Raw genomic sequence first — 23,290 nt, forward strand, 5'->3', positions numbered from 1 at the left:
CGACTCGGACGGTGACAGGGACACAGTAGCGGGTGCCGGTCGCCACACGTAAGGGACGAGTGAGACCCCCACTAAGGTGGTTCGACGTGCCTTCGACGACCGCCGCCGACGTCCGCGTGACCCGACTGTTCGCCCGCCGCGCCACCCTGCGACGGTCCGTGGACCTGCTCGGCAGCTTCCGGTTCGAACAGACGGCACCGGAAAAATTCTACGGCGGTCTCGCGCGCGACACCGTGGAACTGATCGGGGATCTCTACACCGGTCTCACCGGCACCGACCTGACGGGCACCACCGTCGTCGACGTCGGCGGTGGTCCCGGCTATTTCGCCGACGCCTTCACCGCGGTGGGTTCCCGGTACGTGCCGATCGAGCCGGACCCCTCGGAGATGCACGCTGCGGGACTGCAGGTCGGCGGGGCGATCCGCGGGTCCGGGCTGGCGTTGCCGCTGCGCACGGGGTCCGTCGACGTGTGCTTCTCGTCGAACGTCGCCGAGCACGTCGCAACCCCCTGGTCCATGGCGGACGAGATGCTGCGCGTCACCCGGCCCGGTGGCCTGATGGTGCTGTCGTACACCCTGTGGTGGGGACCTTTCGGCGGGCACGAGACCGGTCCGTGGCACGCCTTCGGTGGCGAGTACGCGGCCCGGCGCTACGCGCGCAAGCACGGCAGGGAGCCGAAGAACCGGTACGGGGTGTCGCTGTTCGAGGTCGGCGCGAGCGACGGGCTGCGCTGGGCACGGTCGACACTCCACGGTGAACTGCTCGCGGCCTTCCCCCGCTATCACCCCCGCTGGGCATGGTGGCTCGTGCACGTGCCCGGCGTCCGGGAGTTCCTCGTCAGCAATCTGGTGCTGGTGCTGCGGCGGCGCTGACGAGCGCGGCGGCTCGGTGCCGGCGCCTGCAGTCGCCTAATCTCGGGGCCATGACCGCACTGGCGCTGGATGTGGGGGGCACGAAACTCGCTGCGGCCGTCGTGGCAGACGACGGCACCCCGGTCGAAGCCCGGTCCGTGCCGATCCCCTCCCGCGAGGCGTGGGGTGCCTGCGCGGGACTGCTGCGGCAGGTCGCCGAGATCGGCGCCGGCCCGGTGACCGCTGTCGGGATCGCCTCGGCAGGGCCGGTGGACACGGTCGCGGGCACGATCTGCCCGATCAACATCCCGGAGTGGAGCGCGGGCTTCCCCCTGGTCGAGGCCGTGCACAGCCTGTTCCCCGGCAGCCGGGTGGACCTCGTGCTGGACGGGGCCGCAGCCGCACTGGCCGAACAGCGTGTCGGAGCGGGGCGCGACGTCGCCGATCTCCTCGGTGTCGTGCTCGGCACCGGCATCGGCGGTGGACTCGTGCTCGGCGGGCGGATCGTGTCCGGCCGCACCGGAAACGCCGGGCACATCGGGCACATCGTGTCGCCGTACGGAACGACCGTGTGCGCGTGCGGAGGTGTCGGCTGCGTCGAGACGGTCGCGAGCGGCCCGTCGGCGGTGCGCTGGGCGCGGGCCCACGGATGGCAAGGGCACGACGGTGCAGCACTCGGCGCCGACGCCGAGGCCGGCGTCGGTGTCGCCGCAGCAGCTCTCGAGCGCGCCGGGACGGCCCTGGGCCAGGTGATCGCGTCGGCGGCGGCGCTCACGGACGTGACACGGGTGGTCGTCGGGGGAGGCTTCGCGCAGTCGGGTGCGCATCTGTGGCGGCCGATGCTCGCGGCGGCGGCACGGCACGCACGCCTGCGCTTCGTACGGGATCTGCGGATCGTCCCCGCCGAACTCGGCGCCCTGGGCACCCTCACCGGCGCGTCGATCGTCGCGGCGGGTCACGACTGGATAAATTGACCGCCCAACCTGCGGTTTTCGGCTTACCCTGAGGACCGATGGAGTCCCGGCGGGATCCGTTGACCGGTCCGCCGGGATGCCCGGCGAGCGGATCGGCGGTACCGGATGCGGATTGCTGACATTTTGCGGACCAAGGGTTCGGAGGTGCACACCGTCACTCCGGACACCACCGTGTGCGAGCTCATCGGCGACTTCGCCCGTTTCAATGTCGGAGCGGTGGTCGTCTGCGAGAACGAGACCGTCGCCGGCATCGTCACCGAACGCGATGTGGTGCGCGCCCTGCACGCGCGGGGCCCGTCGATCCTCGCCCTGCCGGCACGCGAGCTGATGTCCGGATCGGTGACGACCTGCCTGCCCACCGAGTCGGTCGACAGCCTCGCCGAGACCATGACCGAACAGCGGATCCGGCACCTGCCGGTCGTGGTCGACGCACAGCTCGTCGGAATCGTCAGTATCGGCGACGTGGTCAAGAGCAGGATCGACGAGCTGCAGGCCGAACGCGATCAGCTCGCGTCGTACATCCACGGCGGCGGCTGAAAGCCCGTGACCGGGCCTTCGGCCGGGATCAGTCCTCGGCCGGGCCGCCCGTGACCGGTTCGTCGCCCGCGGCACCGTCCTCGGCAGTCGTGTCCTCCGCCGCGCCCGGGCGATCGAGGATGCTCACGCTCATCCCGAACGGCAGGAACCGCACCGAGCGTCGCGGATCGGTATTGCCCTTGAGGGTGCGCAGGGCATCGAGTTCGGTGCGATGGACCTGGTCGACGCGGGCGACACCCTCGTCGTCCGAGGTGTAGACCACCCAGACCCCGTCGCCCGTCTCACCGGTGGTTTCGGGCCGCGCCTGCGTGCGCGTGGGTGCCGCCGGTGGCTCGAGGAAGGAGAAGATGCGGTCCCTCAGTCCCCGCAGTTCCTCACCGGCTTCCCGCACCACGCGGTCGAGATCTTCGGGATCGAACCCGAACGGGTTGTTCTCCGCCATGACATGTCTCCTGACCATTGGGCACACTCCAGTGTGGAGACGGTGGACGATTCGCGCCACCCGGGAGCATTCCCGCGGTCGCCCTTCTCCACACGCAGCCGGACAGGAAGGGGACAGAGGTGGTGGACGAGGTCGATCTGCAGCATCTCCGACGATGCCTCGAACTCGCGGAGGAAGCCGTCGCGGCGGGTGACGAACCGTTCGGGTCGGTGCTCGCCGACGCGGACGGACGCGCCCTGGCCGAGGACCGCAACCGCATCGCGGGCGGCGACCGCACCCGGCATCCGGAATTCGCGCTGGCGCGGTGGGCGGCCGAGCATCTCACGCCGCACGAACGTAGTGCGGCCACCGTGTACACCTCCGGTGAGCACTGCCCGATGTGTGCCGCCGCGCACGGCTGGGTGGGCCTGGGGCGGATCGTCTACGCCGCGTCCTCCGCCCAACTGGTCCGCTGGCTCGAGGAGATGGGCGTGCCACCGGCGCCCGTGCGGCCCCTGCCTGTCCGGGAGGTCGTTCCGGGGGTGACCGTCGAGGGTCCGGTCCCCGCCCTCGAACAGGAGATTCACGACCTGCATCGTCGCTGCCATCTCGGTGGATGACTCCGGCCGGTGCCCGTTTCCCCGGGAGGGGGCGAGTGCGGCGGTCCCGCTGGATCTGGTGACCCCTACCCCGAGCCTGTAACGTGTTCTAGTGTTCGGGGTCACAGCACCGCGGCGCGCTCGACGGCCGCGCGTTCGGACGTATGAGCTATGAGCACAGCCGACACATGAGCACAGCTAGGTGAGGAAGCGACATGACCGACTACGACAAGTTGTTCATCGGCGGCCAGTGGGTGGCACCGTCGACCGACGAGAGGCTCGAGGTGTTCTCCCCCGCCACGGAGGAGCGCGTCGGCTCCGTGCCCGTCGCGGGACCGCAGGACGTCGATGCAGCGGTCGCCGCCGCCCGTCGCGCCTTCGACGAAGGCCCGTGGTCCCGCACCACTCCGAGCGAGCGCGCCGAGATCCTCGGCAAGGCCGCGAAACTCATCGAGGAACGTCGCGCGGAGATCGGCGCCTCCCTCACGGCCGAGATGGGCCAGCCCCCGGCATCGGTGGAGATGATGCAGCTGACCTCGGGCCTCGCGACGATCAATTACTATGCCGGTCTTGCCGATTCGTTCCCCTGGGTCGAGGAGCGCACCGGCCTGTTCGGTCGCAGCCGCGTCAGCCGCGAACCTGTCGGTGTCGTCGCCGCCGTCATCGCATGGAACGTGCCGCTGTTCCTCATGATCAACAAGCTCGGGCCCGCACTGCTCGCCGGGTGCACCATGGTCCTCAAGCCCGCCCCCGAATCTCCACTGACGACGAACGTGATCGCCGAGATCTTCGCGGAGGCCGGGCTTCCCGAGGGCGTGCTGTCCCTCGTCCCCGGTGGCGCCGAGACCGGCGAATATCTCGTGTCGCATCCCGACGTCGACAAGATCACCTTCACCGGGTCGACGGCAGTGGGCCGCCACATCGGCGAGATCGCGGCCCGTGGCCTCAAGCGTTGTTCGCTCGAACTCGGAGGAAAGTCGGCCGCGATCATCCTCGAGGACGCCGACCTCGACTCCACCATGCCGATGCTGGTGATGTCCGGTCTGATGAACACCGGCCAGGCCTGCGTCGGCCAGGCCCGGGTCCTCGCCCCGCGTTCACGCTACGACGAGGTCGTCGAGAAGATGGCCGCGACCGCCGCCTTCTTCCCCGTCGGACTGCCCGACACCGAAGGCGCCCAGCTGGGCCCGCTGATCTCCGCGAAACAGCGCGATCGTGTCGAGTCCTACATCGCGAAGGGCAAGGAGGAAGGCGCTCGACTCGTGCTCGGTGGCGGTCGCCCCGAAGGCATCGAGACGGGTTATTTCGTCGAGCCCACGATCTTCGCCGATGTGGACAACTCCATGACCATCGCCCGTGAGGAGATCTTCGGGCCCGTCATCTGCGTCATCCCTTACGACAGCGTCGACGAAGCGGTCAAGATCGCCAACGATTCCGATTACGGCCTCGCCGGATCCGTGTACACCACCGATGTCGAGAAGGGCCTCGACATCGCCTCACGTGTACGCACCGGGACGTACGGAATCAATTGGTATGCCTTCGATCCCGGATCTCCGTTCGGCGGTTACAAGAACTCCGGCATCGGCCGCGAGAACGGCCCCGAGGGTGTCGAAGCCTACTGCGAGACCAAGTCGGTGCTCTACCCGCTCGGCTACGAGGGCTGATCTCCGGACCTTCGTCCCCGCATACGGCGAGGGGGAGGAAATGTGCGAGTTCTTCGACGAGAACACACATTTCCTCCCCCTCGATCGTGTCGGCGGAGAGATACGACCTCAGATGTACATCGCCGGGTCGATATAGGTCGTCGGGTCGACGAGCGGTTCGTGCTTCTTGCGGGAGCGGACCGTCGCGGGGATGCCCGTGGCGATCGAATCCGGCGGCACGTCGTGGGTGACCACGGCGTTGGCGCCGATCGCGCTGTCGTCCCCGATCACCACCGGACCGAGCACCTTGGCGCCGGCGCCGACGGTCACCCGGTTGCCGAGCGTGGGATGGCGCTTCTCCTTCGCCAGCGACCTGCCGCCGAGTGTCACACCGTGATAGAGCATGACGTCGTCGCCGATCTCGGCGGTCTCACCGATGACCACGCCCATGCCGTGGTCGATGAAGAAGCGCCGCCCGATGGTCGCGCCGGGATGGATCTCGATGCCGGTGAGGAACCGGGTGAACTGCGCGAGGATCCGGGCAGGTCCCTTGAGAGCGGGCACCTGCCACATCCGGTGTGCGATGCGATGCGACCAGATCGCGTGCAGCCCGGAGTAGACGACGGCGTTCTCCGTATCGCTGCGCGCGGCCGGATCGTGGCCGCGCGCAGACTGCAGATCCTCCCGCAGAGTGTGCAGGATACCCACGACGGCGATCAGTCCCGAATGTGTTCGAACAGCGGGGTCGAGATGTAGCGCTCACCGAAGTCGCAGACGACGGCGACGATCAGCTTGCCGGCGTTCTCCGGGCGCTTCGCCAGCTCGAGGGCCGCCCAGACGATGGCGCCCGACGAGATGCCACCGAGGATGCCTTCCTGCGTGCCGAGATCCCGGGCCACCCGGATCGCGTCGTCGAAGGAGACGTCGACGATCTCGTCGTAGACCTCGCGGTCGAGCACATCGGGCACGAAGTTGGCGCCGATGCCCTGGATCTTGTGGGGGCCGGGCTCCCCACCGTTGAGGATGGGCGAGTCGATCGGCTCGACGCCGACGATCTTCACCTCCGGCTTGTACTCCTTGAGCTTGCGGCCCGCGCCGGTGATGGTGCCGCCCGTGCCGATGCCGGCCACGAAGATGTCGACCTCACCGGCGGTGTCCTTCCAGATCTCCTCACCGGTGGTGTTGTAGTGGATCTCCGGGTTCGCGGGGTTGCCGAACTGGCGGGCGAGGATCGCGTTCTCGGTCTTCTCGACAATTTCCTCGGCCTTCGCGACGGCACCCTTCATGCCTTCGGAACCGGGGGTGAGCACGATCTCGGCGCCGTAGGCGCGCAGCATGACGCGACGCTCGGTGGACATCGTCTCGGGCATCGTGAGGATGACCTTGTAGCCGCGTGCGGCGCCGACCATGGCGAGCGCGATGCCGGTGTTCCCGGAGGTGCCCTCGACGATGGTGCCACCGGGCTTCAGCCGACCGGACTTCTCGGCGGCGTCGATGATGGCCACGCCGATGCGATCCTTGACGCTGTTCGCCGGATTGTAGAACTCGAGTTTCACGGCGACCGTCGCGTCGGACCCCTCGGTCAGACGATTGAGCTTGACGATCGGGGTACCCCCGACCAGTTCGGTCACATTGTCGTAGATCCTGCTCATGCTTGATCCTCCCTCATGGCCACACACGGCGGCTGCGGTCGCGGTCTCGATCGCCCTATTGCATCATTCTGTCGCCATCCGACGACGCAGCGGGCCCATCGATGTACGAACGTATCCGCCCGCCGTCGTTATTCCCACATGTCCGATTCGCCGTCGGACCGTCCCCCGTGGAGGTACCCGGCGGGGGATCCGGATCGGCCGGGTCGGTTTGCCCGGTGACCGTGCAGGGGTAGCCGAGCCGTATGACGTACGACGGCCCTCTCGTTTCCGGCCGCACGCCGCTGCGGGGTGCCGTCGAACGGGCGCCCGCGCTCGTCGGGCATGCAGTGTGCGTCGGGCATGCAGTGCGCGTCGAAACCTGAATCCGGCACGACCCGGACACCCGAGCGAGGAGACGACCGTGGTCGATTTCAGCAGAGTCGTGGACAACGCGAGCCGAGCTGTGAACAACGCGGGCAAGGCAGTGAACAATGCAGGTCAGACGGTCGGGGGCTTCGTCCGGCGTGCGATGGACCGCCCCCTCGACGCACGAAGGCCGCAGACGGTGACGGTGGCGGCGCCGCGGGCGCAGGTCATGCAGTTCTGGCGCGATCCCGAGAACCTGACCCGCGTCTTCGGTGATCGCGTCCGCGTCGAGACCGCAGAGGTGAACCACGTGCGCTGGACGTGGGAAGTCGCGGGCACGACGACGACCTGGGACACCCGCGTCGATGTCACCGAGGAGGGGCTCGCCTTCGTCGGAGAGGACGACGCGGACACTCCGGGACCCCGCGTGGTCCTCGCGATAGCCGACGCACCGCGTGGCCTGGGCACAGAGATGACCCTCCGCGCGGAGGTTCCCGCCCCCGAACTCGTCACCGGCGCGATGACGTTCACCGCGCTCTACCGTGCGCGTGCCCTCATGCAGACCGGTGAGATCCCCACCCTGCAGGGCAGTCCGAGCGCCCGCAAATTCGAAGGAGAGGTCTGATGCGAGCCCTGTGCTGGATGGGTGTGAACGACTTGTCGGTGGAGACGGTGGACGATCCCGGCCTGGTGAATGCGCACGACGTGATCGTGAGGGTCCGCCTCTCCACGACCTGCGGATCCGACCTGCATTTTCTGGGCGGGTATCTGCCGGGGATGCGGGAGGGCGACGTGATCGGCCACGAGTTCATGGGCGAGATCGTCGAGACCGGCCGCGACGTGACCTCGGTGAGGATCGGTGACCGCGTCGTCGTTCCGTCGTTCATCGGATGCGGGACGTGTCCGTATTGCGAGAACGGCCTGCACGCGGTGTGCGACACCACCAATCCGAACGCCGCCATGCAGCAACCGCTGCTCGGCTATCCCACGGGCGGCATCTACGGCTACACCCACCCCTTCGGCGGATATCAGGGTGCGCACGCCGAGTACATCCGCGTACCGTTCGGCGACGTCAACTGTTTCCCGGTTCCGGACGGTGTCGGCGACGAGCAGGCACTGTTCCTCTCGGACGCGGTACCGACCGGCTACATGGGTGCCGACTTCTGCGATATCTCACCGGGCGACACCGTAGCCGTGTGGGGTGCCGGCGCCGTCGGTCTCATGGCCGCGGCGAGCGCGAGGCTCATGGGCGCCGAACGGGTGATCGTCATCGATCGCTTCCGTGATCGACTCGACCTCGCCGAGACGAAGGTCGGCGCCGAGACGGTCGACTACACGGCCGTCGACAGCGTCTACGAGACACTTCGCGAGAGCACGGGTGGGCGCGGGCCGGACGCGTGCATCGACGCGGTGGGCATGGAAGGTCACGGCACCGGTGTCGTGCAGGCATACGACAAGGTCAAGCAGGCACTCCGCATGGAGACCGACCGCGCGACGTCGCTGCGGGAGGCGATCCTGGCGTGCGGGAAGGGTGGTGTGGTGTCGGTCCTGGGCATCTACGGACTCACCGACAAATTCCCGATGGCAGTCCTGACGAACAAGAGCCTGACCCTGCGGACCGCCCAGCAGCACGGACAGCGTTACATGCCGGCACTGTTCGAACACGTCCGGTCGGGTCGTCTCGATCCGAGTTGGCTGATGACCCACGATCTTCCGCTCACCGAATCGGTGCGGGGCTACGAAATGTTCAAGGAGAAGGAGGACAACTGCCTCCGCGCGGTCTTCCGCCCGTGAGTCGGATTTGTTCAATACAGGCGGTGACCGTCGGTCGACACTGACACCATGACGAATCCAGTACCTGCCGTGAATCGAGCGAACCCGATCCCGGAGGGATACACCGCCCTGACTCCTTTCCTGGTCGTCGACGGCGGGGCTCGCGCCGTCGAGTTCTATTGCGAGGCGTTCGGAGCCACCGTCGTGGAGCGGATGGATGCACCCGACGGGCGAATCCTGCACGCCGAGCTCGATTTCGGGGCCGGCCGCATGCAAGTGAGTGATCCGCATCCGGAGATGGGATTGCGCGCACCCGACGGGACGACCGAGGTCGACCACTCGTACGTTCTGTACTGCGCCGACGTCGACGCGGTCTTCTCACGCGCGATCGCGCTCGGCGCCCGGGTGTTCGAGGAACCGTCGACCTTCGTGACGGGCGATCGGTTCGCGTCGATGCTCGATCCGTTCGGGCACCGCTGGGCCGTGATGACGCGCGTCGAGGACGTCCCCGCGGAGGAAGCGAAGCGTCGTCTCGACGAATGGGCGGCGCAGCAGAACGCGTGAGGACGGCAGCATCGGGTGAAGACGAAGGTGCGCTTACGGATTCACCTTCCTCCCGTTCCGGTTCCGCCGCCTCGCTCCGCCACGAACTCCTGCCAGTGGCGCGCGACCTCCGCAGGCCGTTCCTGATGCACGAAGGATCCCGCCTCGTCGATCGTCTCGATCCGGACATCGGGCAGGCTGTCGCGGGCACGCTCGTCGTAGGTGCGGTACGGCGCTCGCACACCGTTGACCACCAGTGTCGGCACCCTCACCTCGGGAAGCAGATGAGCCACACCCGTCAGGCCCACGCCGCGTTCGGAGGGCCGCACCCACCGGCCGGCCGCGTGGCGCGAGAGGTCCTGCTCGGTGAGAATCCGGGGATCGTCGGTGGCGGCACGGTCGGCGGCGGCGGAGCCCAGGGACAGCGGCTCCCAGTCCGGGCCGAAGAGGTGCCGCACCGCACGGTCGTTGTCGAGGGTGCGTTCGAGGCTGTGTCTCTCCGTGAGGGACACCCCCACGAGGGCGAGCGTGACGACCAGTTCGGGACGGCCGACCGCCAGGTGCACACCGACGATGCCGCCCAGTGAATTGCCCATGACGTGAGCACGTTCGATACCGAGCGCGGCGAGCAACTCCGCCACCCGGTTCGCGCTCGCGCTCGGAGGGTGCGCCCACGGGCTTCGCTCGTCCATCGTGGAACCACCGTGCCCGGGCAGGTCGACGGCCACGACGCGGTACCGCGCGGCGATCGGTTCCGCGACGTGCCGCCAGTCGGCGACCCAGCCGCCGAGTTTGTGCAACAGCACCACCACCGGCGCTGCGGGATCACCGCGCTCACCGAGGTCCACATAGTGCAGCCACCCGTCCTCCGTACGTATCCGGCGACCGGTGACCTCCTCCCACAACGGCACCGGGTACGTATCTTCGCCCGTCATCGCTCACCCTTCTGCTCTGCCGACCGCGCCGTCGCGCGACGGCGCCACTCCGCGGTCCTACGGCGCAGGTCGTCCCGGATGTTGCCTGCGAACAACTCGACGTCGATGCGGTGGAGGTTCCCGTGCGGGAGTGCGACCGCGTCGAGCGCTCCCTCACGGGCGGGCTCCACCTCGAGCACTCCGCCACGGCAGTGCGCGGCCACCCGCACGCCGTGGAGAGCGCACTGCGGGTCGTGTGCCGGACGGTGGGCGTGCGCCCCGGCCCCGGGGCGCACGGTGGTACCGGTGATCGGGTTGACGCACACGGAGTCACCGCCGACCGTTCCGGTAGCGGGCCGGCCGGCGAGCACGGACCTCCACCCGAGGGTGACACCGGGAGCATGCGGCTCGCTCGGGGAGGGGAACATGGACAGGGCGAGTTTCCCTGCGGGAAGCGCGATCCCGATCGAGTAGACGGCGACGAGCCGCTCCGCGATGTCCGTCCTGGTGAAGTACTCCTCCACGAGCGACAGCACGTGCCGGGCGCCCTGGCTGTGGCCGGCGAGCACGATCGGCCCGGGCGGTCCCGGATGTGCCGCGTCGTGGTCGAGGAAGGCCGCGAACGCGGCGGACACGTCCGGATACGCGAGATCGTATGCCTCGACCCCGCCGCTCTCACGTTCGTGGAAGGCGCGCGTCGTCGCCTGCCGGTATCGCGGCGCCCACCACCGCCCCGGGAACGCGCCGAGTTGCCGTTCGGCGACCCGGGCCGTCTCCGCGGCGGTCCCCGGATCGGTGGGATCACCGAACCAGCCGGGTCCGTGCGCCGTCGTCGGGTGGACGTAGAAGACGACCGGATCGTCGGAACTCCCCCGCGCGTCGTCGTGGTGCAGCCACGACACCGGATCCTGGTAGTCGAGCGCGAGGTCCGCGGCGAACTCGTCGAGGGGCATCACGGCCGTGGTCCGTCCGTCACGGCAGCCGGGGACAGCGCGGCGAGGTAATCCCGCACTTCGTCCAGGCCGTGCACTTCGCCGCATTTGGCAGCGATGTCGCGCAGATTCGACTCGTGCGGGTCCGGATGCCGGTCCCCCACCGCGTCACGCACCACGACCGGCACGAAACCGTGTTGCAGGCTGTCGAGGGCGGTCGCCCGAATGCATCCACTCGTCGAGAGACCTGCGAGGAGCACGGTGTCGACGCCCCTGGTGGTCAGCGACGCCGCGAGCGAGGTCCCCGCGAACGCGCTCGGATAGTGCTTCGTCACCACCGTCTCTCCGGCACGCGGTTCGAATCCGGGTACGAAATCGGCGAGCGGATTGCCCGCGACGAAACATCGCAGCGCCGGAACCTTGCGGAAGAAGAGTCCCCCGAGCACCCCGTCGCCGTCGTCGTAGAGCACCCGGGTCAGGTAGATCGGGATGCCTGCGAGCGCCGCCAGTTCGCGCAGTTCGAGCATCGCCGCGACCTCACGTTCGACACCGGCGTACAGCGGTGACCGCGGTTCCGTGTAGGCGCGGGCCGGATCGACCACGACGAGCGCCGGCCGGGCCCCCGGTTCGAGTCGGCCGCCGAAACCGGCACGAGCGTAGTCCTCCGCGAGCAGGTCCGTCACACGTCCACCGATCCGGTCTCGACGACCTGCGAATCGTCGTACTGCACAAACGATTTCGATTCCAGCACCGGGCCGATGCGCTCCGTGACGACGGCGACGTGTGCGGGATGGGCACGGTAGGCAGCCCAGTCGTCACGGGAGCCGAATCGCATGTGGAAGCGCAGAGTGGCGTTGCCCTCGACCAGGCCGGCATCGCGCACGACCTGCGCCGACACCAGACCCTCGACGAGTTCGGGCAGCTCGAGCAGTCCGTCGGCGATCCGGCCGATGTGGTCGGAGGTCGCAGTGTGCACGAGGGTCAGGTGTCCGACATGGTTGAACATGATTCCCCTTTCGATCTCGGGTCGAGCGGAGTCAGAAGCGTTCGAGGAGCGAACCGAATCCACTGATCTTGTCGTCGATTCCGTTGGTGCGCAGCGCGTGCCATATCGTCGCCGCATTGATCGCGACGACCGGCTTACCGAGTTCACGCTCGAGCTCCGCGGCGACGGCGATCGCCTCGAGGTTGGTGCCTGCCTGGATCAGCGCGTCGACATCCGGGCCGTCGACCTCGAGGAACGCCGCGCGCAGGGTCTCGGGCGTCTCGTCGGCGATCGAGGTGGCCGACGCCGAGCACAGACCGTGGATCGCGTGCACCTCGAAGCCGAGTTCGGTGAAGTAGGCCACGACCTGCTCGTCGCCCACCGGCTGATAGGGCGTGACGATTCCGATCTTCTTCGCCCCGAAGGCTGTCAGCGCTTCCGCGGCGGCCGTCGCTCCCGTGGTGACCCCGAGGCCCGTCAAGGCGCGGACGTTGTCCTCGAAAGCGGCGTTGCCTGCGACACCTCCCCAGAACGTCTCGGCGGACATACCCATCACAACGTACTCGGGTTCGCAGGTCATCACGATCTCGAGAGCGGAGGGCAGAGCCGCGTTGAGTCCTTCCCGGAACAACCCGAAGGCCTCGGCGGAATCCAGTGCGGGAGCGTCGATCATGATGCGTCCGGTGTGCCATGAGCAGTCCTGCGGCCGGATCCGGTGGAACTCCCGCTCGACGGAGGTGTTGGTGGACGGGACGACGAGCGCGAACCGGCGCCCTTTCGGAGAGAATGTCACGCGATGCTCCTCGCTCGGGTGGGGGTGGCGAGCAGTGCCGCCTGGGACAGTTGTTCGGGCTGGCCCATCAAGTCGGTGAAGGCCCGCCAGTGATCACCGGACCGTCCGGATTCCCCGGTGGCCCGGATCGTGTCGTAGGCCTGTGCGACGGCGTCGGCCGCGGCGAGGACCGGAGCCACGGGATGGATGACGAGTGCGACGCCGCACTCGAACAGGATGCGCTCGGACGGCAACTGCGAATGATCGCCGGCCTCCGACAGACTGACCACCAGTGGAATCCCACCGGTGACGTCGCGCAGGGCACGCAGGTCCGTCTCGGTGGTCACACCTTCGGCGAAGATCAGGTCCGCGCCGGCTGCGGCATACGCCCGCGCGCGGGTGAGGACCGCGTCGAAACCGTCGACCGTCAGCGCATCGGTGCGGGCGATGACGAGCATGGACGACCTCCGGGCACAGGCCATCTCGATCTTGGCGACCATCTCCTCCACCGGGACCAGTTCCTTGCCGGCGAGATGACCGCAACGCTTCGGGGCGAGCTGATCCTCGAGTTGCACCGCTGCCGCGCCTGCCGCCTCGAATCGGGCGATCGCGTCGCCCACCTGCAGGACGCCGCCGTAACCGGTGTCGCCGTCGACGATGAGGGGGATATCGCTCACGGCGGTGAGCCGTCGGACGTGCTCGGCCATGTCCGCCAGGCCGAGATATCCGAGATCGGGTCTGCCCAGCGCGACTGCGGATACCGCCGCCCCCGAGACATATCCGGCGCCGAAGCCGGATCGGCCGAGCGCGGCCATCGAGACGCCGTCGTAGACACCGGGCGCGAGAATCGGTCCGTAGCAGAGCTTCTCCGAAAGAACGCGCCCGGCCGGGCGTGCCGAGTCGGGCACCGAGCGCAGTTCGCGGGCCAGCCTGCCCAGGGTGATCCGCAGCGACGTGAACATCGCCGCGGTGCGCTGGTGTTCACGCTTGTCGAACAGATCCCGGTCCAGTGCCGACAAGCTGTCGGCGCGCGATGCGCGGGCGGTCGCATCGTCGTCGCGCATGGAGTCGTAGTTGTTCTGCGCACGTGCCTGCACGTGGTTGAGCGCCGCGTCGCGACGCAGTTCGCTGTACAGGGAGGCCGCATGTACGGGATCGGTTCCGGTGAGCGCGGCGTCGATGCATTCGACCGCGGCCCAGGCGTCGTGGATTCCGCTGTTCATACCCATGCCGCCGAGCGGGTTGTTGACGTGCGCGGAGTCGCCGGCGAGCAGGATCTGCCCGACCGCGAACGTCGAGGCGGCACGCATGTTCACGGCGTAGATCGAGGCGTGGGCGACCTCGTAGGGGGTCGGTTGTGCCGCGATGCGCTGCAGTCGCGCTTCGATCACGTCGGGGTCGAGAGCGTGGTCGTCCGATTCCCCTTCGCGGATCGGGAACAGCACGCGCCAGTGGTTGGGGGTGCGCAGCAGCACACCCCATTCCTCCGGATCCGAGATGTACGAGACGTAGGCGAGATCGGGGAAATCGTCGCGGAATTCGTGCGTGGTGGAGACGACGAGGAATCGCTCGTCGTAGGTCCGTCCCTCGAACGACACTCCGAGCGACTTGCGTATCGCCGATTGTGCACCGTCGGCGGCGATCAGCCAGCGGGCGCGGATGGGGCGGTCGCGGTGCCCGCCCTCGAGGTGGATACGCACGTGCCGGTCGCCCTGTTCGGCTCGGGCGACCGGGCTCGAGAACCGCAGAGTGACATTGGGCATCGTCACCAGCACATCGTGGATGATGCGGGTGAGGTTGTTCTGCTCGCTCTGCAAGCGGTAGGGATACTTCGTCTCCCCTGCCAGCATCGTCATGTCCATCTCGCTGAGCACGGCGCCGGTGCGTTCCCGGTACTGGTAGACAGGGGCTTTCAGTCCGACCTCGTGCAGGGCGTCGGCGACGCCGAGCCGATCGAGGAGTTCGAGGCTCGAGGGATGGAAGGTGGAGGCACGCGATTCGGCCGACAGCTCGTCGCCGGCTTCGAGGACGAGGACGTCGTGACCCATCTGCGCGAGGCGGAGCGCGGCGACCATGCCGACCGGGCCCATGCCCGCCACAGCGACGGTGTGCATGTCGGGGAACGAAGGGTCGGGGGCAGCGTTAGCGGACACTCTCGGTGATCCTTTCGGTGAGCAGTGGGCCGTACAACCCGGGCTGACGGGTGCCGACAGGGTCGAGGTGGTAACCCATCATCTTGCTGTGGGATTCGCGCAGGTCGAGTCGCTGGAGGAGCTGCTCCTCGAATCCGTGCCGGGTCCACTGCGCGGACGGATAACGCATCAGGGCGATGGGCTGGCCGGGCTCGAACTCGTCGGCTCGGACGATCTGACTACCGATCCGGGCGGGGCTGTCGAGCCGGGTCACGGACACCAGGTGGACCCGGTTCTCCTCGGTGCGTTCGGTGGCCGCCATCTCCGCCGCTTCGATGCGATCCCAGTCGGTCGGGTGCGCGACGAGTTCGGCGCCGCGCAGGGTGAGCAGCCGCATCACCTCGGGGACCCACACCTCGTTTCCGATCATCAGGCCGATGGCACCGATCCTCGTCTGCGCCACCGGGATGTCACCGCCCGGGGTCGCCCAGGTGCTGTCCACGTCGTCGAGGTGGGTCTTGCGGTAGCGCAGGGCGATCGCGCCGGTGTCGTCGATCAGATAGGCGGTCGAGTAGTAGCGCACGGTGTCCGCGTCCGTGTCCGGCTCCGCCTCGACGAGGTGGACGACGAGCCACAGCCGGTGCTCGGCCGCAGCGGCCTGCAGGCGGGCGAGGACGATGGCGGATGTGCGTGCGGCGCCGGCAGGGTCGGCGGCCGGTTCGCCGCGACGGAAGCAGAAGAATTCCGGCAGGACTCCGAGCGTGGCGCCGCGGCGCGCCGCGTATTCGATCTGCCCGAGAGCGCGGGTGATGGTCCATTCCTGGTTGTGGAACCACGACACCTGCAGGGTCGCGACATCGAGCGGCTTGGGAGGCATCTCGGGATCGGCCGGGCCGAGCATCGCGGCCACCGGGAGGTCTGCATGGTCGGCCATGAGGTCGCCGTACAGATCGGGCCTGCGCCAGGCGACGATGTCGGCGAGTCCGTCGACGTGCTTGTCGTCGGCGACGCTGATGTCGATGTCGGCCCACACCAGCCCTTCCTGCTCCTCGCCGGCACACACCAGCGATTCGCCGGTGGGCGTGACGATCTGCGAGCCGCCCATCCAGGGCCATCCGTCGGCCGGGCCCCCGACGGTGTTCGAGGCGACGTGCCAGACGTGTGATTCGATCGATCGGAGGGGGACGTGGACGCGGAGTTCGTCCGGGCCACGCGAGTTGAGGGAGTTGCAGAACAGCTGGGCACCGAGCCGGCCGAGAACCCGTGGGACGTCGGGCACGATGCCGTCGGCACACATGAGCAGGCCGATGCGCCCGAGAGGGGTGTCGACGATCTCGAGCGGCTTGGTCCCGGGGACGAACAGCGTGTACTCGTAGTCCCAGAAGACGGTCTTGTGATGGACGTGGAGAATCTCTCCGTCCGGGCCGAGCAGGAGGGAGGCGATGTGCACGTCCGGGCTCTGTGCGCCACGGATATCGACGCCGACGACGGCGTACATGCCCAGTTCGGCACATGCCTCCCGGAGGGTTCGGACGAAGCTGCCGTCGAGGTCTTCGGAGAGCTCCCAGCATTGTTCCCGGTCCGTATAGTCACGGACGCGGTTGCTGTTCTCGGGGAAGACGACCAGTCGTACGCCTGCCGCCGCGGCAGCCCGGAGGTATCGGACGCACAAGGCAGCGTTCGCGTCGACGTCGGTTCCGGAGAAGAACTGGGCGGCTCCGACGCGCACCGTGGTCTCCGTGGCATCCGGATCGGAGAACGTGTCCAGCACCGAGATTGTTTCCATAATATGCGACTCCATCATGCAGACTGTGGAATTCGACTATGCGCGCCTCAGGTTTCGTACTCATCTCCGTGGGAACTCCGCAGGTAACAACCATGTGAACATGCCCGCCGTGATTGCTTGGGGGAACAGTGATTGCCACATTATGAGAGAGTTCACGATCCGGATCCGACGTAGACGCCCGCGATCGTTCACGCCACTTCGACCGGCCCCAGGAGAATCGACACCCATGCCACCCAGCCAGACCGAACATCAGGTATCCGGAGCGGGCAGCAGCCGCAAACTGCTCAAGGCCCTGCTGTGCTTCACCGAGGACCGCCCCACCTGGACGGTCGCGGAACTGTCCGAACGCCTGGACCTGTCGGTCACCTCGACCTACCGCTACGTCGCACTACTCCGCGAGGTGGGCCTGCTCGAAGCGTCGTCCGGAAACGGTTACCGCGTCACCGATCTCGTGATGTCACTGGCTGCGGCATGCGAAGCCGCCCGCCCCCCGATCATCGAGATCGCCATGCCGATCATGACGCGTATCCGGGACGAGGTCGACGAGACCGTACTGGTGGCCCGGCGCGGAGGACGCGCCGCGTACTGCGTCGACCGTGTCGAATCGCAGCGCCCCGTTCGGTTGCAGTTCGACAAGGGCCAGGCCATGTCGCTGCATCGTGGTTCGATGTCCCGGGTCCTGCTCGCATCCATGAGCCGGCCGGAACGCGCCGCGGTCGTCGCGGCGATCGGCGACGGGATGGATCCGGGGCTCGCCGCTCAGCTCACCGACGACGCACTGGACGTCGTCCATCGCGACGGCTGGACGGAGAGTTTCGAGGAGATCGACGAAGGCATCTGGGGCACGGCCGCGGCGATCGTCTCGCACGGCAGTACCGTCGCCTCGATCGGGACCGCCGCCCCGATCTTCCGCACCGACGCCACGCGCCGCGCACGGATCATCTCGCTGATCCGCGACGCCGCGTCCGAGATCTCCCACGCACTCGACGGATCCGGCCCGTCGTGACGACAGGACTGCGGGCCCGGCGGTTGATCACCGCCGGGCCCGCAGTCCGTCCGTATCGCGTCAGACCAGTTCGGGATTACGGGGAACGAGTGCCGAACTCGGATTGAAGGCGTCGCGCAGGGCATCTCCGATCATGTTGAACGCCAATACGATCAGCAGGAGTGCCAAGCCCGGGAAGAGCACCGACCACCACGACAACCGCAATGCGATCTGACTGTCGGCGAGCATGCTGCCCAGGGAGAAGACGGGCGCCTGCACACCGAGACCGAGCAGACTCAGACCCGATTCGGCGAGGATGAGCACGCCCGCACTCGTCGACCACAGCACGACGACCGGGGCGAGCACGCTCGGCGCTACGTGCCGCAACATGAGCCGCGGCGTCGAGGCACCGAGAGTTCGTGCAGCGGTGACGAAGTCCTGACGCTTGATCTGGGAGACCGAGTTCGCGATGGTCCGCGCGTAGGTCGTCCATCCCCACACCGACAGGATGATCAGCAGCGGCGTGATGCCGGGGCCGATGACCGCGGTCAGGGCGATACCGACGGCGACGAACGGAACGGCGAACTGTACGTCGGCCATCCGCATGAGAATCTTGCCGGCGAACCGCTCGTACCAGCCCGCGACGATACCGAGGACCAGACCGAGCGCCGCACTGATGGTGGCGGCGACGATGCCGATCACCAGCGACAGGCGCAGACCGTAGAGGATGCGGCTGAAGACGTCACGGCCGAGCGAGTCGGTCCCGAACAGGTAGCCGCCTTCCCCGCCCAGCCAGGCCGGCGCCCGGTCGGCAGCGGTGAGAACCTGCGCGGTCGGATCGTGGGGCGCGATGAGGGGCGCGAAGAGCGCTGCGAGCACGAGCACCCCGAGTGTCAGGAAACCGAATTTTCCGGTGGGATTCCTCCACGCCTTCGTGAAGATCTCGCGCATCCGGCCCGGTGACTTCACCACTGGCACGGTCGAAGCCGGGGATGCGGGGGCAGGAGAGGATGTCATCAGGCCACCTTCGTTCGGAGACGGGGATCGAGCACCCGCACGAGCGTGTCCATCACGATGTTCACCACGGTGATGAGGAGGGCGATGACGAACACGCACGCCTGCACCGCAGGGAAGTCGCGCTGGTTGACGCTGCGCACGAGGAGCTGGCCCATACCCGCGTAGTTGAGCAGAGGTTCGAGGATGAGCAGGGAGCCGATCAGGAAGGAGAACAGAATGCCCAGATAGGAGATCAGCGGGGGAACCGCCAGCGGCACGGTGTGTTTGAACAGCACCGTCCGGGGTGACAGTCCCTTGGACTTCGCCATGGTCACCGGGCCCTGGGACAGCGCGTCGATGAGCTGCCCTCGGGTCAGCCGCGACAGTGTCGCGAATCCCTGGATGGTGAGCACCGCGATCGGCAGGATCAGGCTTGCGGTTCCTCCGCCGGTGGCGGGGAGCCAGCCGAGCTGGATCGCGAAGATCAGGACGAGAACCAGAGCGATCAGGAAGTACGGGATGCCGTCGAGCACGAAGGCACCTGCCATGAGCAGACGCCCCCGCACGTCCGCCTGGTGCAGCGCCGCGTAGGTACCGATCGCAAAGGCCAGCAGAGCCGCGAGCAGCAACGCCGGCACGACGATCGACAGGCTCGGCGCCATGCGCTCGAGGACGAGAGCACTCGCCGCTTCCTTCGTCACGAAGGACGTACCGAAATCGAAGGTGAACGCGCCGACGAGAGCATCGACGTACTGCACGATCAGCGGGGCGTCGAGACCCAGCCGTTCACGGGTGGCCTCGACGACGGCGTCGGAGGCCTCGGGCGGCGACATGAGCACGGCGGCATCGCCGGACAGTCGCGTGAGGGTGAACATCAACGTCGTCACACCGACGATGACGGTCACCAGCAGCAGGAGCTTCCACATCACGAAACGAACGATCTTCATCGTCGATCACCGCCCGTCGGTCGCGGGTACGTCCTCGACGCACCCGAAGAGACGTCCGACGAACCGCTGCCTTTCCTCTTCCAGCAGAGCCGAGTGGGTGTCGTCGAAAGCGAGTTCCTCGAGTTCGGCCGCCGACATCAGGCCACGCCGGGTGAGCGTCCCTTCGAGCAGCAGCAAACGGTCGCGGGTGACCCACAGTTCGGATGCCACCTCGAGCAGCATCCGGTAGACGGTCTCGACGTCGGTGTCGGCGACCAGATATCGGGGGTCGTCCGCTGCGAATCCGGGCATGAGAAACCTCCTAGGAAGCGGCTGCGGCCGCGGGGACGAGCGGGAGCGGTGCGGCGACGGCGGAGTGCGTGTGCAGCTCGGTCGCCAGCGTCAGCTCGCCGGGGAAGTGACAGGCGACAGCGCGTTCCTCCGCCGGTCCCCCGCCCGGGACGACCGTCAGCAACGGCCGTTCGGTGGAGCACTGCGGGCGGGCGATCGGGCACCGGCCGTGGAAGGCGCATCCCGTCGGGGGATTCGCGGGAGACGGCAGCTCTCCCTGCGGGACGATCCGGTTCTCCGGCGACAGTTCCATCGAGGCGAGCGAGGTGCTGTACGGGTGGAGGGGGCGCGTGAAGATGTCCTCGCTCGTGCCGATCTCGACGATGCGACCGAGATACATCACTGCGATCCGGTGGCTGATGCGGCGTACCAGCGCGAGATCGTGGCTGATGAACAGGTACGACAAGCCGCGCTCCGCCTGGATGTCCTCGAGCAGGTTGACGATCTGCGCCTGGACGGAGACGTCGAGCGAGGCCGTCGGTTCGTCGGCGACGATGAGGGCGGGATCGAGCATCAGAGCACGGGCGATGCCGACACGTTGCCGTTGTCCACCGGACAACTCGTGCGGATAGCGGTACGCATACGCCGCGCCCAGGCCGATCGAGTCGAGCATCTGCTCGACCTTCGCCACGCGTTCCGCCTTCGTCCCGACCCTGTGCACGTCCAGCGGCTCGCGCAGGATGTCGCCGAGCCGCATGTAGCCGTTGAGCGAGGTCGTGGGGTTCTGGAAGACCATCGCCGTGCGGCTGCGCAGTTTCTTCCGCAGTTCCGCACCCCTGATCCGGGTCACGTCGTCGCCCTCGAACACGATCCGGCCGCCGGTCGGGTCGTACAGGCGCAGCGCCGTCCGTCCCACGGTGGTCTTGCCACTTCCGGATTCACCGACGAGCCCGACGGTTTCGCCTCGGCGCACTGCGAGGGTCACACCGTTGACCGCATGAATCCTGTGGCCGTTCGGGCCGGTGAACGTCTGCACCACGTCCTGGAGATCCAGGACGACATCATCGGCGATCACACGACCTCCCGCGAAGTATCGACGGTGGCGGTACCGCCACCTGTTTCCGACCGGACACGAGTACACGCGGTGCGGTGGACGGTGTCCGAGTCGATCAGGACCAGTCGGGGGCGCGACTCGCGGCACACCTCGGTGGTGAACTCGCAGCGATCCGCGAAGGCGCACCCGGGCGGCAGGGCGTCGAGGGCCGGCGGGCGCCCGTCGATCGTGCGCATCCGCGTGCCCGTGTTGTGCTTGGGCGCGGTCTGCATGAGCGCCCACGTGTAGGGATGCCGCGGCGCGGCCATCACCTCGGCGGTGGGGCCGTCTTCGACGACTCTGCCCGCGTACATCACGACGAGGCGGTCGGCGATGCCTGCGATGACGTCGAGGTCGTGTGTCGCGATCACGATCGTCAGCCCCATGTCGCGGTTCAGTTCGAGCAGCAGCTCGAGAATCTGAGCCTGGGTGGAGACGTCGAGCGCGGTGGTCGGCTCGTCGCACAGCAGCAACTGTGGCCGCGCCACGAGTGCCATCGCGATCAGGACCCGCTGCAACTGCCCACCCGACATCTCGTGCGGATAGGCGGTCATGCGCGACTCCGGATCGGGCAGACCGACCCGGCGCAGCATCTCGACGGACAGCTCCCGGGCCTGCCGTTTCGACAGCGCAGGATCCGCGGAACGCGCCGACTCGACGAGCTGGCCGCCGATCGAGTGCATGGGATGCAACGAGCTCCACGGGTCCTGCAGAACGATCCGGGCGTGGCCGGCGCGGAAGCGGCGCAATTCGTCGCGGCTCATGGCGGCGACGTCGCGGCCGTCGGCGAGGATCCGGCCCGTCACCCGTGCACCCCAGGGCAGCAGCCGCATCGCCGACAGTGCGGCGGTGGACTTCCCGGAGCCGGATTCACCCGCGAGGGCGACGACCGAGCCCTTCGGTACATCGAAGGAGACGCCGTGCAGAATCTGCAGCTCGTCGTCGGCACGCGGAAGGTAGACCTCGAGATCCTGCAGCGAGAGCGCCACGGGAGCGGTCTCGACCGCTGCCGCCGGAGGGGCCGGCGCGAAGGCGACTGGGGACATGCTTACTCCTGGATCGAGGGCTTGCGCGCCGTGGTGCCCATGGGATGGAAACCCGGTGCGAGTTCGAACTGTTCGACGTCGACGAAACCGGCCTGTTCCGCCACCTCGACGAGATCGAGGGTCGCGGAGGTGCGCCACCACGGTTCGTTGCCGTGTTCGGCATCCCAGTCGTCGTTCCATGCCTGGTAGGCGGGACGACGGTCGTAGCGGCCGACGTCGGCGAAGTGGACGTGCCCGCCCGGGCGGAGCAGCCGGAACGCCTCGGCGAACACTGCTCGGACCGCGTGCGGCGGCATCTCGTGGAGCAGGATGAACGAGGTGACCAGGTCTGCGGACGCATCGGGAAGACCGGTGTCCTCCGCGGGTGCACGACGGAACTCCACGGTCGCTCCGGCATCCTCGGCCCGCCGCGCGGCGTAGGTGAGCTCCGCGCGGGACAGGTCCACGCCCGTGATCGACGCCCCGGGATAGGCCTCCGCGAGTTTCAGGGTGTACTGGCCCGTGCCACACCCGAGATCGACGATGTCGGTGTACGTCTCGGCCGGAGCATCGCGGGCGAATGCGGCCCGTTGCGCGAAGATGTCGCCGTTCCCGCCGTAGACCTTGGTGAGCAGGTAGTGGTAGACGAGTTCGTGGTGGACGAACCCCATCTGCTCGTGCCCGTCCCAGCCGCCGGTGGTGCCGTGGAACTCGTAGTTCCAGTAGCGCGGTGCGGTCTTCCCGTCCGCTTCGGTGACCGATGCCGAGGCGGGTACGGCCAGCGGCTCGAGCACACTGCGACGCCGCTCGAAGGCTGCCGTCGCGCGCGGTGTCGTGACGGTCCGGGTCCATCGACGTGCTGCCGACGAGAAGCGGTAGGAGGCGGACGCCTCGGCGATCGGATCCGCCGCCGCACGGGTCGCTGCGATGTCGGTGACCACGGCCGGCAGGACACCCGAGGCTTCCAGATCCCGCCTCACCCTCGCGCGCAGACCCGACGAGGCGGTGGTGATGGTACGGACGAATTCCAGTTCGGCCCGCCCACGCTGGTCGACGAGTTCGCCCTTCGTACGGACGGGGACGGGGTCGTCGACGATGGATCGGGTGGTCGTCAT

At 68.0% G+C, this 23,290-nt stretch carries 25 protein-coding genes; 9 read left to right on the top strand and 16 right to left on the bottom strand.

Going from position 1 to position 23,290, the window contains the following annotated elements; all coding sequences use genetic code 11:
- The first annotated feature begins 116 nt into the window (after window positions 1-116).
- The 3 genes from MOM01_RS08340 to MOM01_RS08350 all read left to right on the top strand — a co-directional run bounded on the left by MOM01_RS08340 (window position 117) and on the right by MOM01_RS08350 (window position 2,362).
- Window positions 117-872: a class I SAM-dependent methyltransferase gene (locus MOM01_RS08340; protein WP_241385122.1), complete on the top strand. Its 756-nt coding sequence runs from the start codon at window positions 117-119 to the stop codon at window positions 870-872.
- 50 nt (window positions 873-922) lie between these two features.
- The gene (locus MOM01_RS08345; RefSeq protein ID WP_241384936.1) at window positions 923-1,825 is read left to right on the top strand and encodes an ROK family protein; all 903 of its coding nucleotides are present in this window, start codon (window positions 923-925) and stop codon (window positions 1,823-1,825) included.
- Window positions 1,826-1,930: 105 nt separating this feature from the next.
- The gene (locus MOM01_RS08350) at window positions 1,931-2,362 is read left to right on the top strand and encodes a CBS domain-containing protein (RefSeq protein WP_241384937.1); all 432 of its coding nucleotides are present in this window, start codon (window positions 1,931-1,933) and stop codon (window positions 2,360-2,362) included.
- 28 nt (window positions 2,363-2,390) lie between these two features.
- Here MOM01_RS08350 and MOM01_RS08355 read toward each other — a convergent pair whose 3' ends face one another.
- Complete coding sequence (locus MOM01_RS08355; protein ID WP_241384938.1) at window positions 2,391-2,804, bottom strand: hypothetical protein; 414 nt, start codon at window positions 2,802-2,804, stop codon at window positions 2,391-2,393.
- A gap of 119 nt (window positions 2,805-2,923) precedes the next feature.
- Between MOM01_RS08355 and MOM01_RS08360 the strand changes: the two genes are divergently transcribed.
- Both MOM01_RS08360 and MOM01_RS08365 read left to right on the top strand, forming a co-directional pair.
- Entirely contained in the window at window positions 2,924-3,403 is a 480-nt protein-coding gene (locus MOM01_RS08360; RefSeq protein WP_241384939.1) for a nucleoside deaminase, read from the top strand.
- A gap of 194 nt (window positions 3,404-3,597) precedes the next feature.
- Window positions 3,598-5,046, top strand: coding sequence for an aldehyde dehydrogenase (locus tag MOM01_RS08365; protein WP_241384940.1), 1,449 nt, complete (start codon window positions 3,598-3,600; stop codon window positions 5,044-5,046).
- 108 nt (window positions 5,047-5,154) lie between these two features.
- Here MOM01_RS08365 and epsC read toward each other — a convergent pair whose 3' ends face one another.
- Both epsC and cysK read right to left on the bottom strand, forming a co-directional pair.
- Window positions 5,155-5,733: a serine O-acetyltransferase EpsC gene (gene epsC, locus MOM01_RS08370; protein ID WP_241384941.1), complete on the bottom strand. Its 579-nt coding sequence runs from the start codon at window positions 5,731-5,733 to the stop codon at window positions 5,155-5,157.
- An 8-nt stretch (window positions 5,734-5,741) separates the two neighbouring features.
- Window positions 5,742-6,677: a cysteine synthase A gene (gene cysK / locus MOM01_RS08375; RefSeq protein WP_241384942.1), complete on the bottom strand. Its 936-nt coding sequence runs from the start codon at window positions 6,675-6,677 to the stop codon at window positions 5,742-5,744.
- Between the two features lie 400 nt (window positions 6,678-7,077).
- Between cysK and MOM01_RS08380 the strand changes: the two genes are divergently transcribed.
- The 3 genes from MOM01_RS08380 to MOM01_RS08390 are packed head-to-tail and all read left to right on the top strand — an operon-like array spanning window position 7,078 to window position 9,359.
- On the top strand, window positions 7,078-7,647 hold the full coding sequence (locus tag MOM01_RS08380) for a hypothetical protein (protein WP_241384943.1): 570 nt from the start codon (window positions 7,078-7,080) through the stop codon (window positions 7,645-7,647).
- The gene (locus MOM01_RS08385) at window positions 7,647-8,816 is read left to right on the top strand and encodes a zinc-dependent alcohol dehydrogenase (protein ID WP_241384944.1); all 1,170 of its coding nucleotides are present in this window, start codon (window positions 7,647-7,649) and stop codon (window positions 8,814-8,816) included. Before MOM01_RS08380 ends, MOM01_RS08385 begins: the two co-directional genes overlap by 1 nt.
- Before the next feature lie 48 nt (window positions 8,817-8,864).
- Window positions 8,865-9,359 (top strand): VOC family protein, encoded by a 495-nt coding sequence (locus MOM01_RS08390; protein WP_241384945.1) that lies wholly within the window; start codon window positions 8,865-8,867, stop codon window positions 9,357-9,359.
- A 41-nt stretch (window positions 9,360-9,400) separates the two neighbouring features.
- Here the strand turns inward: MOM01_RS08390 and MOM01_RS08395 are convergent, their stop codons facing one another.
- The 7 genes from MOM01_RS08395 to MOM01_RS08425 are packed head-to-tail and all read right to left on the bottom strand — an operon-like array spanning window position 9,401 to window position 16,859.
- A complete protein-coding gene (locus MOM01_RS08395) occupies window positions 9,401-10,273 on the bottom strand; it encodes an alpha/beta fold hydrolase (protein ID WP_241384946.1) in 873 nt (290 codons plus the stop codon).
- Window positions 10,270-11,205 carry a DUF3089 domain-containing protein gene (locus MOM01_RS08400; RefSeq protein ID WP_241385123.1) on the bottom strand — a complete coding sequence of 312 codons (936 nt, stop codon included), beginning with the start codon at window positions 11,203-11,205 and terminating at the stop codon, window positions 10,270-10,272. Before MOM01_RS08400 ends, MOM01_RS08395 begins: the two co-directional genes overlap by 4 nt.
- Window positions 11,205-11,867: an isochorismatase family protein gene (locus MOM01_RS08405; protein ID WP_241384947.1), complete on the bottom strand. Its 663-nt coding sequence runs from the start codon at window positions 11,865-11,867 to the stop codon at window positions 11,205-11,207. The genes MOM01_RS08400 and MOM01_RS08405 overlap by 1 nt, the downstream gene beginning before the upstream one ends.
- On the bottom strand, window positions 11,864-12,190 hold the full coding sequence (locus tag MOM01_RS08410; RefSeq protein ID WP_241384948.1) for a Dabb family protein: 327 nt from the start codon (window positions 12,188-12,190) through the stop codon (window positions 11,864-11,866). Before MOM01_RS08410 ends, MOM01_RS08405 begins: the two co-directional genes overlap by 4 nt.
- Before the next feature lie 31 nt (window positions 12,191-12,221).
- Window positions 12,222-12,962 (bottom strand): maleate cis-trans isomerase family protein, encoded by a 741-nt coding sequence (locus MOM01_RS08415; RefSeq protein WP_120280389.1) that lies wholly within the window; start codon window positions 12,960-12,962, stop codon window positions 12,222-12,224.
- The gene (locus MOM01_RS08420) at window positions 12,959-15,094 is read right to left on the bottom strand and encodes an FAD-dependent monooxygenase (RefSeq protein ID WP_241384949.1); all 2,136 of its coding nucleotides are present in this window, start codon (window positions 15,092-15,094) and stop codon (window positions 12,959-12,961) included. The genes MOM01_RS08415 and MOM01_RS08420 overlap by 4 nt, the downstream gene beginning before the upstream one ends.
- Window positions 15,084-16,859 carry a carbon-nitrogen hydrolase family protein gene (locus MOM01_RS08425; protein ID WP_241384950.1) on the bottom strand — a complete coding sequence of 592 codons (1,776 nt, stop codon included), beginning with the start codon at window positions 16,857-16,859 and terminating at the stop codon, window positions 15,084-15,086. Before MOM01_RS08425 ends, MOM01_RS08420 begins: the two co-directional genes overlap by 11 nt.
- Window positions 16,860-17,085: 226 nt before the next feature.
- Between MOM01_RS08425 and MOM01_RS08430 the strand changes: the two genes are divergently transcribed.
- Window positions 17,086-17,865 (top strand): IclR family transcriptional regulator, encoded by a 780-nt coding sequence (locus MOM01_RS08430; protein ID WP_241384951.1) that lies wholly within the window; start codon window positions 17,086-17,088, stop codon window positions 17,863-17,865.
- A 60-nt stretch (window positions 17,866-17,925) separates the two neighbouring features.
- Here the strand turns inward: MOM01_RS08430 and MOM01_RS08435 are convergent, their stop codons facing one another.
- Genes MOM01_RS08435 through MOM01_RS08460 form a run of 6 tightly spaced genes read right to left on the bottom strand, consistent with a single transcriptional unit; the run spans window position 17,926 to window position 23,290 of the window.
- Window positions 17,926-18,813 (bottom strand): ABC transporter permease, encoded by an 888-nt coding sequence (locus MOM01_RS08435; RefSeq protein WP_241384952.1) that lies wholly within the window; start codon window positions 18,811-18,813, stop codon window positions 17,926-17,928.
- Between the two features lie 47 nt (window positions 18,814-18,860).
- Window positions 18,861-19,787, bottom strand: coding sequence for an ABC transporter permease (locus MOM01_RS08440; RefSeq protein WP_241384953.1), 927 nt, complete (start codon window positions 19,785-19,787; stop codon window positions 18,861-18,863).
- A 6-nt stretch (window positions 19,788-19,793) separates the two neighbouring features.
- Window positions 19,794-20,078, bottom strand: a complete 285-nt coding sequence (locus tag MOM01_RS08445; RefSeq protein WP_241384954.1) for a hypothetical protein — start codon at window positions 20,076-20,078, stop codon at window positions 19,794-19,796.
- A 10-nt stretch (window positions 20,079-20,088) separates the two neighbouring features.
- Window positions 20,089-21,132: an ABC transporter ATP-binding protein gene (locus MOM01_RS08450; RefSeq protein WP_241384955.1), complete on the bottom strand. Its 1,044-nt coding sequence runs from the start codon at window positions 21,130-21,132 to the stop codon at window positions 20,089-20,091.
- Window positions 21,129-22,196: an ABC transporter ATP-binding protein gene (locus MOM01_RS08455; RefSeq protein WP_241384956.1), complete on the bottom strand. Its 1,068-nt coding sequence runs from the start codon at window positions 22,194-22,196 to the stop codon at window positions 21,129-21,131. The genes MOM01_RS08450 and MOM01_RS08455 overlap by 4 nt, the downstream gene beginning before the upstream one ends.
- 2 nt (window positions 22,197-22,198) lie before the next feature.
- Entirely contained in the window at window positions 22,199-23,290 is a 1,092-nt protein-coding gene (locus MOM01_RS08460) for a class I SAM-dependent methyltransferase (RefSeq protein WP_241384957.1), read from the bottom strand.

This window comes from Rhodococcus sp. CH91 (assembly GCF_022554085.1).
Lineage (GTDB): Bacteria > Actinomycetota > Actinomycetes > Mycobacteriales > Mycobacteriaceae > Rhodococcus.

What these genes read in the sequence shown, in the direction of transcription:
- MOM01_RS08395 (WP_241384946.1), bottom strand. Translation starts at nt 10,273, where the DNA reads ATGACGGGCGAAGATACGTACCCGGTGCCGTTGTGGGAGGAGGTCACC.
- MOM01_RS08390 (WP_241384945.1), top strand. Translation starts at nt 8,865, where the DNA reads ATGACGAATCCAGTACCTGCCGTGAATCGAGCGAACCCGATCCCGGAG.
- MOM01_RS08425 (WP_241384950.1), bottom strand. Translation starts at nt 16,859, where the DNA reads ATGGAAACAATCTCGGTGCTGGACACGTTCTCCGATCCGGATGCCACG.
- MOM01_RS08410 (WP_241384948.1), bottom strand. Translation starts at nt 12,190, where the DNA reads ATGTTCAACCATGTCGGACACCTGACCCTCGTGCACACTGCGACCTCC.
- MOM01_RS08400 (WP_241385123.1), bottom strand. Translation starts at nt 11,205, where the DNA reads ATGCCCCTCGACGAGTTCGCCGCGGACCTCGCGCTCGACTACCAGGAT.
- cysK (WP_241384942.1), bottom strand. Translation starts at nt 6,677, where the DNA reads ATGAGCAGGATCTACGACAATGTGACCGAACTGGTCGGGGGTACCCCG.
- MOM01_RS08445 (WP_241384954.1), bottom strand. Translation starts at nt 20,078, where the DNA reads ATGCCCGGATTCGCAGCGGACGACCCCCGATATCTGGTCGCCGACACC.
- MOM01_RS08430 (WP_241384951.1), top strand. Translation starts at nt 17,086, where the DNA reads ATGCCACCCAGCCAGACCGAACATCAGGTATCCGGAGCGGGCAGCAGC.
- MOM01_RS08385 (WP_241384944.1), top strand. Translation starts at nt 7,647, where the DNA reads ATGCGAGCCCTGTGCTGGATGGGTGTGAACGACTTGTCGGTGGAGACG.
- MOM01_RS08455 (WP_241384956.1), bottom strand. Translation starts at nt 22,196, where the DNA reads ATGTCCCCAGTCGCCTTCGCGCCGGCCCCTCCGGCGGCAGCGGTCGAG.
- MOM01_RS08365 (WP_241384940.1), top strand. Translation starts at nt 3,598, where the DNA reads ATGACCGACTACGACAAGTTGTTCATCGGCGGCCAGTGGGTGGCACCG.
- MOM01_RS08460 (WP_241384957.1), bottom strand. Translation starts at nt 23,290, where the DNA reads ATGACGACCACCCGATCCATCGTCGACGACCCCGTCCCCGTCCGTACG.
- MOM01_RS08440 (WP_241384953.1), bottom strand. Translation starts at nt 19,787, where the DNA reads ATGAAGATCGTTCGTTTCGTGATGTGGAAGCTCCTGCTGCTGGTGACC.
- MOM01_RS08345 (WP_241384936.1), top strand. Translation starts at nt 923, where the DNA reads ATGACCGCACTGGCGCTGGATGTGGGGGGCACGAAACTCGCTGCGGCC.
- MOM01_RS08350 (WP_241384937.1), top strand. Translation starts at nt 1,931, where the DNA reads ATGCGGATTGCTGACATTTTGCGGACCAAGGGTTCGGAGGTGCACACC.
- MOM01_RS08355 (WP_241384938.1), bottom strand. Translation starts at nt 2,804, where the DNA reads ATGGCGGAGAACAACCCGTTCGGGTTCGATCCCGAAGATCTCGACCGC.